The organism is Sulfitobacter rhodophyticola, from assembly GCF_041281685.2.
In the GTDB taxonomy this organism is placed as follows: domain Bacteria; phylum Pseudomonadota; class Alphaproteobacteria; order Rhodobacterales; family Rhodobacteraceae; genus Sulfitobacter.
On sequence record NZ_CP166251.2, the window covers coordinates 529,863 to 543,034 of the forward strand.

Sequence of the window (13,172 nt, forward strand, 5' to 3'; positions counted from 1 at the left end):
ACGGATCATGGCAGGCGGTGCCCGGATCGTGGATCATGCCGGACGAGGTATACATTGTGTCGGGTGTTTGGAGCCGGAAGGTCCGGCGGTCGGCTGGGCCGGCTCGACAGAACTTCGGACCATACGTCGACAAAGGACAGCAAGAAACCGCCCCCGTTTCCGGGAGCGGCTTTCGTTGATCAGACCTGAGTGATCAGGCGGCCGCAGCCACGGCGCGTTTGGTCAGGACACCCACCAGATGCGCGCGATATTCCGCGGTGCCGTGCAGATCGCTGATCATATCGCCCGCGGGCGCAGCAAGCGAGTCGACTGCCGATGCAGAGAAGTTGGACGACAGTGCCGCTTCGGCCTCTGACCAGCGGAAAACACCGTCATTTGACGCACCGGTAACAGCCACGCGGACGCCGTCGGCGTACTTCGCCACGAAAACGCCGACCAGCGCGAAACGCGAGGCGGGTTGCACGAACTTCTGGTAGTTGGCTTTTTCCGGCACTGGGAAGGTGACGGAAGTGATGATCTCCCCTTCTTCCAGCGCAGTGGTGAACATGCCCTGAAAGAAGTCATCGGCGGCAATGTCACGCTTGTTGGTGGTGATCGTCGCCCCTGAGCCAAGCGCCGCCGCCGGGTAGCAGGCGGAGGGGTCGTTGTTGGCCAGCGACCCACCGATGGTGCCGCGGTTACGGACCGCCGGATCGCCGATGTGGCTGGCGGTATCGGCAAGTGCGGGATAGCTGCCCGCCTCTGCCGCGACAGTGGCGTGGGTCGTTGCACCGCCGATCTTGACGGAGCCGCCGCTGGCAGAGACGCCCTGCATTTCAGCGATACCCGTCAGGCTGACCAGCTTGGAGGGGCTGGCCAGTCGCTGTTTCAGCGTCGGGATCATGGTCTGACCGCCGCCCAGCGCCTGTGCCTCTTCCGTGCCGAGGGCCGCAACAGCATCCGCCACACTGGTCGGTTTTTCGAAGTCGAAGTTATACATCTTTCGTTCCTTTCATCTCCCTGCCGGATGCCCGTGTGACGGGATAGCGACAGGGTGAAATGTCAATCTGCGCCCTGCCCCGCGTCCGTATCGGATACGGGGCAGGCCTGCACACTCAGCCCTGCATGGCGGCCCAGACACGCGATGGCGATACCGGCATGTCGACGTGATCCACCTTGTGGCCCCCCGACTGCAACGCATCGATTACAGCGTTCACAACCGTGGGTGTGGACCCAATCGCGCCCGCTTCCCCGCAGCCTTTCACGCCCAGTGGGTTGTGCGTGCACGGCGTCCCATTGGAGTGATCCACGGTGAAGTTTGGCACATCCGCCGCGCGTGGCATGGCATAATCCATGTAGGACGCGCTGAGCAGTTGGCCGTTTTCATCGTATGCTGCGTTTTCCATGAGCGCCTGACCGATGCCTTGGGTCAGACCACCGTGGACCTGACCTTCGACGATCATCGGGTTGACGACATTACCGAAGTCATCCGCCGTGGTGAACTTGGCGATGGTGACCTTGCCGGTTTCGGGATCGACCTCCACCTCGCAGGCGTAGGCGCCGGCGGGATAGGTGAAGTTGGCCGGATCGTAGAACGCGGTTTCTTCAAGCCCCGGTTCGATGTCTTCGAGCGGGTAGTTGTGCGGCACGTAGGCCGCGAGCGTGACATCGCCCCAGGCGACGGATTTGTCCGTGCCTGCAACGCTGAACGCGCCGTCTTTGAGTTCCACGTCCGTTTCCGCCGCTTCCATCAGGTGGGCCGCGATCTTCTTGGCCTTGTTGATGATCTTTTCGGTCGCGCGCACCATGGCCGGACCACCCACCGCGATGGAGCGGGAGCCGTAGGTGCCCATGCCCATCGGTGTGTTGGCGGTATCACCATGCACGATCTCGACCATGCTTTCGTCGATGCCGATCATCTCCGAGATGACCTGCGGGAACACGGTTTCGTGCCCTTGACCGTGGCTGTGGCTGCCGGTCATGACGACGATGCCGCCCGTGGCGTTCACCCGCACCGTTGCGGATTCGTACAGACCCGCACGCGCACCGAGTTGCCCCACGAGGTTCGACGGCGCAATACCGCAGGCCTCGATAAAGCAGTTCACGCCCAGGCCGCGCAGCAGGCCTTTCTTTTCGCTTTCCGCACGACGCGCTGCGAAGCCGCCGAAATCGGCGCTGGCTTCGAGTTTGTCGACCAGACGGTTGAAGTCACCGGAATCGTATTCCACCGCGACAGGCGTCTGGTAGGGGAATTCGGTGACGAAGTTCTGGCGGCGCAGCTCAAACGGATCAACGCCCAGCTCGCGCGCGGCTTTGTCGATGACGCGTTCCAGCTGATACGTCGCTTCGGGCCGTCCGGCACCGCGATAGGCATCGACCGGCACGGTGTTGGTGAACACGGCGCGGACGTTCACGTAGACAAGCGGCGTCTTGTAGTTGCCTGCCATCAGTGTGCCGTGCAGCCATGTGGGAATGGACGGCGCAAAGGTCGACAGGTACGCGCCCATGTTGGCCAGTGTGTTGGTGCGCACCGCCGTGAAGTTGTTGTCCGCGTCCAGCGCCAGTTCGATCTTGGTCACGTGGTCACGGGCATGGGCGTCCGACATGAACGCCTCCGTCCGGGTGGAGACCCATTTGACCGGACGCTTGAGGGTTTTGGCCGCGAAGGTGCACAGCGCCTCTTCGGCATAGTGGTAGATCTTGGAGCCGAAACCGCCACCGACGTCAGGGGCGACAACACGCAGCTTGTGCTCTGGAATGCCCAGCACGAAAGCGCCCATCAGAAGGCGGATCACATGGGGGTTCTGCGACGTGGTGTAGAGCGTGGACATATCGCCTGCGCGGTCATATTCGCCAATCGCCACCCGTGTTTCCATCGGATTGGGCACGAGGCGGTTGTTGATCAGCTCCACGGTGGTGACGTGGGCGGCGTTCTTGATCGCCTCGTCCACGGCTTCCTTGTTTTCCTCAACAAAACCCCAGTCATAGCAAAGGTTATCGCCCAGTTCGTCATGCACCGTAGCGGACCCGCTTTCGAGGGCGGCGGCCATGTTCACGACAGCAGGCAGTTCTTCGAGGTCAAGCTCAATCGCTTCAGCCGCATCGCGGGCTTCGGCCAGCGTTTCCGCGACAATCGCGCAGATCGGATCGCCGACGTGGCGGACCTTGCCGTGGGCCAGCACCGGGTGCTTGGGTTCCTTCATCGCTTCGCCGAAACGGTCGGTGACCTGCCAGCCACAGGGAATGCCGCCGATGGCTTCGAAATCGTCACCGGTGAAGATGTGGATCACGCCGGACATGGCCATCGCAGCAGAGGTGTCGATGTTCTTGATGCGCGCATGCGCCATGTCGGAGCGCAGCACATGCATATACGCCTGACCGGGGCGGTTGATGTCATCGGTGTAGTTGCCGACGCCGGTCAGGAACCTGATGTCTTCGCGGCGCTTCGGGGATGCGCCGATGCCTGAATCTTTGGGCATTGTATTCCTCCATTTGGGGTGCACGTGACGCGCACCTGTTGGGTTGATTTGGGTCCGATGTTCAGCCGGTGCGGCTGCGGGACCCTATTCTTGATCTTGATGCAGTCCGAACCGCACACCGCGCGGATCGATACAGGTTGCAAAGCGGCCATAGCCGGGGGCGTCTGCAATTTCCCCCATGAGGCTGCCGCCCGCTGATTTCACGCGCGCGACCATGACTTCGATGTTTTCGACGGCAAGGTAGGGCACCATGCAAGCGGTGCCTTCTTCATGCATGCCGACCTTGCGGGTGCCATCGGTGAAATATCCACCCTGGCCTTCGCCCATGTCGGTCCATTCCCACCCCATGACGGACGTAAAAAACGCCGTGGTGCTGGCGGGATCATCCGTGCCGATTTCAATGAAGTCCGGGCCAGCCACGCTTATTCCGCAGCGATCGCGCCGACGTCCTGACCGGATGCGGCCATGATCGACTTGACGATGTTATGATAGCCCGTGCAGCGGCAGATGTTGCCTTCGAGGTAGTCGCGCACTTCCTGCTCAGTCGGCTTGGGGTTTTCCTTGAGCAGGGCCGCCGCGGACATCACCATGCCGGGGGTGCAAAAGCCGCACTGCAGGCCGTGGTGATCCTGAAACGCCTGCTGGATCACGTTGAGGGACCCATCGGCATTCGCCTGGCCTTCGATCGTGCTGATCTCCGCACCATCAACTTCGGCGGCCAGAACGGCGCAGGATTTCACTGCTACGCCATTCACGTGCACCACGCAGGCACCGCATTGGCTGGTATCGCAGCCGATGTGCGTGCCGGTCAGGCCCAGATCATCGCGCAGAAACCCCGCAAGCAGGGTACGGCCTTCGACGTCGCCAGACATCTCCTTGCCGTTTACGGTCATTGTGACCTTGGTCATTTTTGTCTTCCTCCCGTTTTTGTTCTTTTCAATCTCTTCAACTGGATACGATCTTTTTGAACCACCCCTTCTTCGGGGTGTCCTGATCGGGATCCACGTCAGCGTCATCCACGGACGGGCCTTCGATGGCTTCCTGGAATTTCTCGAAGAATTGGTCTGCCATTTTGCGGGCAAATCCGTCAATGATCCGGCTGCCCAACTGCGCGAGCTTGCCGCCAACCTTGGCATCAACTTCGTATTCTAGCAACGTGCCGTCGCCCTCTTCGGACAGTTTTACGTTTGCAGCGCCCTTGGCGAAACCGGCAGCCCCGCCTTTTCCTTCACCGCTGAGCGTGAGGCTGTCAGGCGGCACACGGTCCTGCAGCGCCACGACGCCTTTGAACGTTGCTTTCACTGGGCCGACCTTCTGCACCACGGTTGCGGTAAATCCTTCATCGGCGGACCCTTCAAGCGATTGGCACCCCGGCACACAGGCCTTGAGCACGTCCGGGTCCAGCAATGCCGCCCAGACCGTATCGCGGTCGGCGGCTATCACGCGGGAGCCTGTCATTTCCATGTGGCGGAATCCTTCGAAGGTGCGACTGTCTGGAATCAGTCTGCATCATCCTGAGGCTTTGATCAAATGGGAGATTTCCGCGCAGGCCCTTTGTCTGGCATTGAAAAAGCGGGCCGCGACAAAACGACCCGCCTGCGGAATTGGCAAGATACACCGGCCTGCCGGTAGACGGAGCGATGACAGCCCGCGTGGTCAAAGCGAACCCTGCCTGGCTGGCAGGTCAAATCCGGCAGATCAGGCGAATTCGCCCATCTCGAAGCCGAGGGCCTTGGCCACGGTGAAGATATCCTTGTCGCCACGCCCGCACATGTTCATGCAAATGATATGATCTTTCGGCAATTCAGGCGCGATTTTCATCACATGCGCCAGCGCGTGCGAGGGTTCAAGCGCGGGGATGATTCCCTCCAGTTCGCAACACTTCTGGAACGCGGCCAATGCCTCCACATCGGTGATGGAGACGTATTGTGCGCGGCCGATATCGTGCAGCCATGCGTGCTCCGGCCCGATGCCGGGATAGTCGAGGCCGGCGGAAATGGAGAACCCTTCGAGGATCTGGCCGTCGTCGTCTTGCAAAAGATATGTTCGATTACCGTGCAGCACGCCGGGACGTCCGCCAGTCAATGACGCGCAATGCTCCATCTTGGCGTTCACGCCCTTGCCACCCGCTTCGACGCCGATGATTCCGACTTCCTTGTCGTCAAGGAAGGGATAGAACAGGCCCATCGCGTTTGAGCCACCGCCAATCGCGGCGATGACAGTGTCGGGCAGGCGGCCTTCTGCGGCGGTCATCTGTTCGCGAACTTCTTTGCCGATGATGCTTTGGAAATCGCGGACCATTGCCGGATAGGGGTGCGGACCCGCGACCGTGCCGATGCAATAGAAGGTGTCGCGCACGTTTGTGACCCAGTCGCGCAGGGCGTCGTTCATGGCGTCCTTGAGGGTTCCCCGGCCCGAGGTGACAGGAATGATTTCAGCGCCGAGCAGGCGCATCCGGAAAACGTTGGGCGCTTGGCGTTCGACATCATGCGCACCCATGTAGACCACGCATTTCAGACCGAACTTGGCGCAGACGGTCGCCGTTGCCACGCCGTGCTGGCCCGCGCCGGTTTCCGCGATGATGCGTTTCTTGCCCATGCGGCGCGCAAGGATGATCTGGCCCAGCACGTTGTTGATCTTGTGCGCCCCGGTGTGGTTCAACTCGTCCCGCTTCATGTAAACCTTTGCGCCGCCCAGCTCCTCCGTCAGGCGTTCGGCGTGATAGAGCGGGCTGGGGCGGCCCACGTAGTGCGTCCACAGATCGTTCATCTCCGCCCAGAAGCTGTCGTCGGTCTTGGCCTTTTCATACTGCTGTTCCAGTTCAAGGATCAGCGGCATCAGTGTCTCGGACACGAACCGCCCGCCGAAATCACCGAACCGGCCGTTTTCATCCGGGCCGGTCATGAAGCTGTTGAAAAGATCGTTGGCCATGGGGCATCTCCTGAAGGTCTTGGGCAGTCTCTTAGCGCAGGCAGGGCGGGCGTAAAAGCGCCCATTGCCGTGGCGGTTGGGCGCAGGGTGGCCTTAATCGAAGATTTTGAACAATTCGCGCTTCAGCTTGTCTTCGACACGGTCCTTGACCGCATCCTCCACCGATTGGCCCTCCTGCCGCTGAATACCCAGTTCTTCTTGCAGTTTTTCTTCCAGCTTGGCCTTCGCGCGGGTTTCTGCCGCTTCCTTCTCGGCGGCGAAGTTCAGATCGATGGCGGCAGAGAGGTCGGGTTTGACGCTGGGATCGGACCACGGCCCGCTGATGCGCACCGGCACAGCGAGGCCACGGTCCCCATTCACCCGCAGCGCTTTGGGTACGACCGTGTAATCAAGCGTTTGTGCGCCGAGGTTGATCTGGCCTGATCCGGTAGTGTTGAAGTTCGGCAGCAGCATCAACAGATCGTCATTGCGCAGGATGCCCCCGGCGATGGTGTAGCTGGCATTGACGCTGTCAAAGACGGTCGTGCCGCCCTTGACGTCGAAGGAGCCCAGCAATTGATCCAGATCGATCCCTTCGATGCTGCCGCGCCCAAGTGCGATGGTTCCGTCCCCCTTGAGCGACCGCATGATCTGATCCACGTTGTCGCCCACGCCCAGAAACGACAGGCGCGCGTTTCCTGTGCCGGTAAAGCGTGTCAGATCCGCCAGATCGCTTAGCAGTGGATTGATCTGCACGTCCGCCGCATTCAGCGTGCCGCCTACGGACAGGCCATTGCGGTTGTTCATCACAAATTCCCCGCTCAGGCCGCCGCCGTAGGCCGCGACTTCACGCAGGGCGAACACCATGCGGGAACGATCATTGGTCAGGTTGAAACGGCTTTTGCCCAAGGTGAGCGCGCCCAGATCGATGCTGTCTGCGCTCAGGCCGATGCTGCCGTTGAAAGCGGCAAGGCCTGATGCGTCGATCCGGTCGGTGGGCCAACCGCTGCCTGCAGCCGGCGCCGGATCACTGCCACCGGAGCCGGCAGGCGCGTCGTCAGACCCGGTAAGGCCGCGCAAATCCAATGCACCTGCGCTGAGTTGCGCGGTGATTTCAGGCGTCCCGTTCAACGCGGCGTCCACACCGCCGCGCAAGGTATTGCGGCCCAGATCAGCCACCAGATCGCGCAGGGTCAGTTTGCGGTCGGGGGTCAATGTGATCTTGGCGCTGACATTCGTGGTGCGGCCAAGCCCCCGTGGCAGGTTAACAGGACCTGCGCCCAAAGCAGCAAGGAAGATACTGGTGTTGTCGGTCTTCAACGTCATGTCCGCCGCAATCGCCCCTTGCAGGGTGCCGCGCCCTGCCAGCAGAAGGCTGCCCCCCGGCGCGCTGATCTGCGCGCGCAGGGGAGAGATTTCTCCGGTCAGAAAGGTCGCAAACGTTTCGATCCGGGCATCAAGCGTGACGGGCTGGCCGCTGGGTCGCAGGGTGGCGGCGATGTCAGCCGCGCCGTTGATCTCCGGCCAATCCAGCGACAGGTCCACGCCTTCGTAAAACACCCGGTCCGCGCCTTCGGCGTCATAGATCAGCGTGGCATCGGTAATCGTCAGTTTCTGCAGGCTGATGGGTTGGGCCGCACGCTCCGGCGCGGTTTCCGTTTCGATCGTGGCGGTGCCTGCGGCATCGGAGAACGACCAGCTGTTGCGCCCGTCCTTGCGGCTTTCCAGACGAATGGTGGGGCTTTGCGCTTCGATGTTTGTGATGCGGATTTCACCGCGCAGAAGCGCGCTTGCATCAACACCGATGGCGGCGGATTTGGTGGAAAGCATGGCACCTTCGCTGGCCCAGTCGGCATTGCCCACCTCAAGCCCTTCGGCGCTGACGCCCAGTACCGGCCAGAAGGTCATGCCAACATCGCCGCTGATCGTCACCTCGCGACCGGTAATCTTGCGCAACTGATCGGTAGCGATCTGCGCGATTTTCTCTGCAGGCAACATCAGGATGCCGACAACGGTGACCACAACCAGCAGCACCAGGACGCCTATGATGCGCACAATCCATTTCATCACTTACTCTCCTCGTCACGGGGCCTTTCGCAGGCCCCTTGTCTGCACTATAGCCCAACGGATGAGCACAAACCCACCCAATCTGCGCCCTGACCTTGCCCCGGACGTCCACCTGCGCGACAGCCGCCGTGCGGGCCAGCCGAGCATCGGCATGGTATCGCTTGGCTGTCCCAAGGCGCTGGTCGACAGTGAGCGTATTCTGACGCGGCTGCGCGCCGAAGGCTATGGCGTTTCGCCCGATTACGCCGGTGCGGATGCGGTGATCGTCAATACCTGCGGATTTCTGGATTCCGCCAAGGCAGAATCGCTTGAGGCCATTGGCGAGGCGCTGAATGAAAACGGTCGGGTGATTGTCACGGGCTGTCTGGGGGCGGAACCTGATTATATCACGGGTGCGCATCCAAAGGTGCTGGCCGTTACCGGGCCGCACCAGTATGAACAAGTGCTTGATGCGGTGCACGATGCGGTCCCGCCAAGCCCCGATCCCTTTGTCGATCTGCTGCCGGCAAGTGGTGTGAGCCTTACCCCGCGACATTTCAGTTATCTCAAGATATCAGAAGGTTGTAACCACAAGTGCAAGTTCTGCATCATTCCGGACATGCGCGGGCGGTTGCAATCGCGGCCTGCGCATGCGGTGCTGCGAGAAGCGGAGAAGCTGGTCGAGAACGGCGTGCGCGAACTGCTGGTGATCTCGCAGGACACGTCGGCCTATGGTGTTGATATCAAACACGCCGAAGACCGGGGACACCGGGCGCATATCACCGATCTGGCGCGTGATCTGGGATCGCTGGGGGCGTGGGTCCGGTTGCACTACGTCTACCCCTATCCGCATGTGCGGCAGCTGATCCCGCTGATGGCGGAGGGGTTGGTGTTGCCCTACCTCGATATTCCGTTTCAGCATGCCCATCCGGATGTGCTCAGGCGCATGGCGCGCCCGGCAGCGGCCGCCAGAACACTGGATGAAATCGCAGCGTGGCGTGCAGTCTGTCCGGACCTGACCCTGCGGTCGACCTTCATCGTCGGCTATCCCGGCGAGACGGAAGCGGAATTCCAGACCCTGCTGGATTGGCTGGATGAGGCACAGCTGGATCGCGTTGGATGTTTTCAGTACGAAAACGTTGATGGCGCGCGGTCAAATGCCCTACCCGATCATGTGCCCGATGAGGTCAAACAGGACCGATGGGACCGCTTCATGGCCAAGGCACAGGCGATTTCGGAGGCCAAACTGGCGGCGAAGGTCGGACAGGTCATGGAGGTGATCGTGGATGAGGTCGACACGAAGGCCGCGACCTGCCGGACCAAGGCGGACGCCCCCGAGATTGACGGAAACCTTTTCATTGACGAGGGTTTCGAGGCCCTGTCGGTTGGGGATATCGTCCGAGTCGAAGTGGATGAAGCCGGGGAATATGACCTTTGGGGACGGTTGGTTTAATTCGAGCACAACCTATTGATTAATCACCCGCCGTTACTCTATCTTACCGGGAAATGGAGGTAAGGCGTTGGAACGACCAGAATATCTGATTCAAGGGGAAGAGGCTCGTCTTTTTCCGGTATTATCGACTACATCCAAGGAAGGCCGAACGGCATCGATCGTATTGGCATGCTTAACGAAAATTGAAGAATTCAGCGTTGAGCTTTTTTCATCGATAGGGAAGAAAGTCGGAAAACGTAGTGAAATAGGTTGCTTCACTGAAGTGGTGTTCAAGTGCCGAAAAGATGCGCCGCAAGATCGACCGGATGGTTTGATTGTTGTCAAATCTGGAGCAACCGAATGGAAAGCGTTAGTTGAAGCAAAAATTGGCGGGGAGGTTCTGAAGGAAGAGCAGATCGAGAAATACCGTAGCATCGCGAAGGAGCATGGTATCGATTGCATCATCACTATCTCAAACCAGTTTGCCACATCACCTGATCAACACCCGCTTGAAGCAGTTTCGAAGAGCCGTTCAAAAATACCAGTCTACCATTGGTCTTGGATGTATATGCTTACGGTGGCGGAACTTCTGATATCAAACAAGAACGTTGCCGACGCTGATCAGCGGGTCTTACTTTATGAACTCTGTCGCTTTCTTACGCACGACAGTGCAGGCGTTAAAGGCTTTGATCGAATGCCAAAAGAGTGGGTAGACTTGAACAAACTGGTTTCAGCAGGGGGAAAAATACCCGCTAAGTCCTCTGAAGCAGATGTTGTCGTGAATGCTTGGCACCAAGAAACGCGCGATCTGTCGCTTATTCTCAGCCGCCAAACCGATACCTCAGTAGGTCAGAAGCTCCCCAAAAATCATCAAAACAATAGGTTAGACAGGCACAAAGACGAGCTTGCTGTACTGCGCGAAACCAACTGCCTTTCGGTGAAGCTTACGATCCCTGCAGCAGCATCTCCGCTTCATATTACAGCCGATCTAAGTAGGAAGACTTTGGAAGTCGGCATGGCAATCCGCGCACCAGATGACAGAAAGACGAGCAAGGCTCGATTAAACTGGCTGCTAAGACAAGTTAAGTCCGAGGAAACAGAGGACATGTTCGTCCGCTGCAAGTGGCCTGGTCGAAGCGAAACCACTCAGTTCGCACTTCAGGAAGTTGTTGAAGATCCATCCATCTGCGAAATTGACAAAGGCGGCCTGCAAGTAAACGGTTTTGAGTTAATCCTCGCAAAGGGCCTCGGGGCAAAATTCACCCAACGACTGAATTTTATCAATGAACTGGAGCGTCTAGTCCCCTGGTATTATGCGGAGTATGGCCAAAACCTATCTGAATGGAGGAAACCTGCACCGCGGATCGAAAGAGTGCGAGACGAAATCAAAGAAATTGATCTCACCGGGATGGCGGAGGATTTAGAGCCGTAAGGAAACCTTGAAATTTTCCTCAAAATGTTCTATATCTGTTCTCCGTAAAGAACAGGAGCATTTCGATGTCCTTTCAGCCACAATTTCCCGGTCTTTTCTCCTCTGCCAAGGGTGCGCCGCCTGCGCAGGACCGTCTTCCGCTGAACCCGCCGCTGGCCGCCACGGAAAAGCAGGTCAGCTATGCCCGTATTCTGGCGGCACGGTCAGGTGCGCGCCTGCCCCGGGGGATCGAGGCGGACCGCGCCGCGCTTTCGAAGTGGATCGAGGAACAAAAGGCCGCGCCAGCAGGCAAGTTTGCCAATTACCCTTCCTCCAAACAGGTGGCATTCGCGGAACGGATTGCCCGGCTGAAGCGCGCTGACGTGCCGCCGGAGTGTTTTCAGGATCGCAAGCTGATGTCGCGCTGGATCGACAGCAACAAGCCGCGGTAGGGGCGTGGCGAATTGTCTGGGGTGACTTTGCCGCCCCGCCGCTTATCTCCCCATTCATGAGCAATGAGACCGAAGTTCTGTACAATGCCGCCTGCCCGATCTGTCGGCGCGAGATAGAGCATTACGAGAAGATCAGCACCCGCGACGCGCTGCCGATCCGCTACGATGACCTGGGCGACACCGAAACACTGGCGCGTTGGGGCATTGACGCGCAGGCGGCCGCACAGCGGCTGCACGTGCGCAAAGACGGCCAGACCTATGCAGGCATCCCGGCCTTCATCGTACTGTGGCGCGATATTCCACGGCTGAACTGGCTGGCGCGTCTGGTGGCGCTGCCCGGGGTCTATTGGAGCGCCAACAAGGTATATGATCACATCCTTGCGCCGCTCCTTTTTCGTTGGCACGTGGCGCGCGAAGACCGACGCACCGAAACGGGCTGACCCAAGGTTAACACAAAATCTTAACGACCTTCTGTTAGGCTTTTGAAATGACTTATCCAAACTCCCCTTCCGAAACGCTTGCCGATGGCGCCGTGCATCTGGCAGGTTTGGCGTTATCCATTCCCGCCTGCCTGCTGGTGCTCCACCAGCTTCAGCTGAGCGGCAGCGCGGTAACCGGCTTTGCAACCTATGCCGCGTCGCTGATCCTGGCCTTCGGGGCATCTGCCCTTTATCACATGTCACCGTTTGAACGCCCGCGCGCGGTCTTGCACCGGATCGACCATGCGGCGATTTATCTCAAGATTGCGGGGACCTACACGCCCTTTGTCGCCTTGATCGGCACCGGTTTTGCCTATGGTGTGCTGGCGATTGTCTGGGCGCTGGCTGGGCTGGGCGCACTGGCGAAACTGTGGTTCTGGCCGCCCAATGCGCGCGGGTCGCTTGCGCTGTATCTGGGGATGGGATGGCTTGCCGTGCTGCTGATTTGGCCGATGGCACAGGCCCTGCCCGGCAGTGCATTGGTCCTGATCGTGGTGGGCGGTCTGATCTATTCGGCAGGCACCTGGGTCTTTGCCCATCCCGGCATGCGGTACCAGAATGCGATCTGGCACGGCTTTGTTCTGACGGCGTCGATTTGCTTTTTCGCGGCGGTCGCGCTAAGCCTTTAGGGCGTCAAGATAGGCTGTCACGCAGGTTTGGACGTGGCGGAACCGGTCGCCGCCAAGATGCTTGCCGCCGTACCAGCGCGTCACGATGATCAGGTGATCCGTCAGGCCTTCACGCTCCAGCATGCGCAGGATGACCATGCCTGCACCGGCTTCGCCATCATCCCCTTTCAATGGTCCACCATCGGACAGCTGCACCCCCCATGTGTTGTGGGTCGCCTTGGCGTAGGACTTGTCGCGCTTGAGGGTCTTGAGGCAGGTATCCACCCCGGCCCGGTCACGGACCCGCGCACCGGAAACGGCATATTTCGAGCCGCGGTCGCTTAGCACCTGGCCAAGCTGGATCAGCACTTCATGA

The 13,172-nt window shown here is 59.8% G+C and carries 13 protein-coding genes; 5 read left to right on the top strand and 8 right to left on the bottom strand.

The features are described from left to right. Positions 1-193: 193 nt before the first annotated feature. The 7 genes from AB4X18_RS03580 to AB4X18_RS03610 form a co-directional block, all read right to left on the bottom strand. On the bottom strand, positions 194-979 hold the full coding sequence (locus AB4X18_RS03580) for an FAD binding domain-containing protein (protein WP_370402315.1): 786 nt from the start codon (positions 977-979) through the stop codon (positions 194-196). A gap of 115 nt (positions 980-1,094) precedes the next feature. Continuing rightward, positions 1,095-3,458 carry a xanthine dehydrogenase family protein molybdopterin-binding subunit gene (locus tag AB4X18_RS03585; RefSeq protein ID WP_370402316.1) on the bottom strand — a complete coding sequence of 788 codons (2,364 nt, stop codon included), beginning with the start codon at positions 3,456-3,458 and terminating at the stop codon, positions 1,095-1,097. Positions 3,459-3,542: 84 nt separating this feature from the next. Continuing rightward, positions 3,543-3,878, bottom strand: coding sequence for a VOC family protein (locus AB4X18_RS03590; protein ID WP_370402317.1), 336 nt, complete (start codon positions 3,876-3,878; stop codon positions 3,543-3,545). 2 nt (positions 3,879-3,880) lie between these two features. After that, positions 3,881-4,366: a (2Fe-2S)-binding protein gene (locus AB4X18_RS03595; protein ID WP_370402318.1), complete on the bottom strand. Its 486-nt coding sequence runs from the start codon at positions 4,364-4,366 to the stop codon at positions 3,881-3,883. A gap of 37 nt (positions 4,367-4,403) precedes the next feature. Then, positions 4,404-4,922 (bottom strand): CoxG family protein, encoded by a 519-nt coding sequence (locus tag AB4X18_RS03600; RefSeq protein WP_370402319.1) that lies wholly within the window; start codon positions 4,920-4,922, stop codon positions 4,404-4,406. Positions 4,923-5,156: 234 nt separating this feature from the next. Then, complete coding sequence (trpB, locus tag AB4X18_RS03605; protein ID WP_432817095.1) at positions 5,157-6,389, bottom strand: tryptophan synthase subunit beta; 1,233 nt, start codon at positions 6,387-6,389, stop codon at positions 5,157-5,159. A gap of 93 nt (positions 6,390-6,482) precedes the next feature. Continuing rightward, positions 6,483-8,435 (bottom strand): AsmA family protein, encoded by a 1,953-nt coding sequence (locus tag AB4X18_RS03610; protein WP_370402321.1) that lies wholly within the window; start codon positions 8,433-8,435, stop codon positions 6,483-6,485. A gap of 61 nt (positions 8,436-8,496) precedes the next feature. On the opposite strand from AB4X18_RS03610, the gene rimO reads away from it, so the two are divergent. The 5 genes from rimO (at position 8,497) to trhA (ending at position 12,817) form a co-directional block, all read left to right on the top strand. Next, positions 8,497-9,867, top strand: coding sequence for a 30S ribosomal protein S12 methylthiotransferase RimO (gene rimO / locus AB4X18_RS03615; RefSeq protein WP_432817096.1), 1,371 nt, complete (start codon positions 8,497-8,499; stop codon positions 9,865-9,867). A gap of 67 nt (positions 9,868-9,934) precedes the next feature. After that, positions 9,935-11,278 (top strand): hypothetical protein, encoded by a 1,344-nt coding sequence (locus tag AB4X18_RS03620; RefSeq protein ID WP_370402322.1) that lies wholly within the window; start codon positions 9,935-9,937, stop codon positions 11,276-11,278. 65 nt (positions 11,279-11,343) lie between these two features. After that, a complete protein-coding gene (locus AB4X18_RS03625; RefSeq protein WP_370402323.1) occupies positions 11,344-11,709 on the top strand; it encodes a hypothetical protein in 366 nt (121 codons plus the stop codon). A 56-nt stretch (positions 11,710-11,765) separates the two neighbouring features. Further along, the gene (locus AB4X18_RS03630; RefSeq protein ID WP_370402324.1) at positions 11,766-12,149 is read left to right on the top strand and encodes a thiol-disulfide oxidoreductase DCC family protein; all 384 of its coding nucleotides are present in this window, start codon (positions 11,766-11,768) and stop codon (positions 12,147-12,149) included. Positions 12,150-12,196: 47 nt separating this feature from the next. Beyond that, entirely contained in the window at positions 12,197-12,817 is a 621-nt protein-coding gene (gene trhA / locus AB4X18_RS03635) for a PAQR family membrane homeostasis protein TrhA (protein WP_370402325.1), read from the top strand. On the opposite strand, the gene AB4X18_RS03640 is transcribed toward trhA, so the two are convergent. Then, positions 12,806-13,162 (bottom strand): YigZ family protein, encoded by a 357-nt coding sequence (locus AB4X18_RS03640; protein ID WP_370402572.1) that lies wholly within the window; start codon positions 13,160-13,162, stop codon positions 12,806-12,808. The two genes, trhA and AB4X18_RS03640, sit on opposite strands and share 12 nt — an antisense overlap. Between the last annotated feature and the right edge of the window lie 10 nt (positions 13,163-13,172).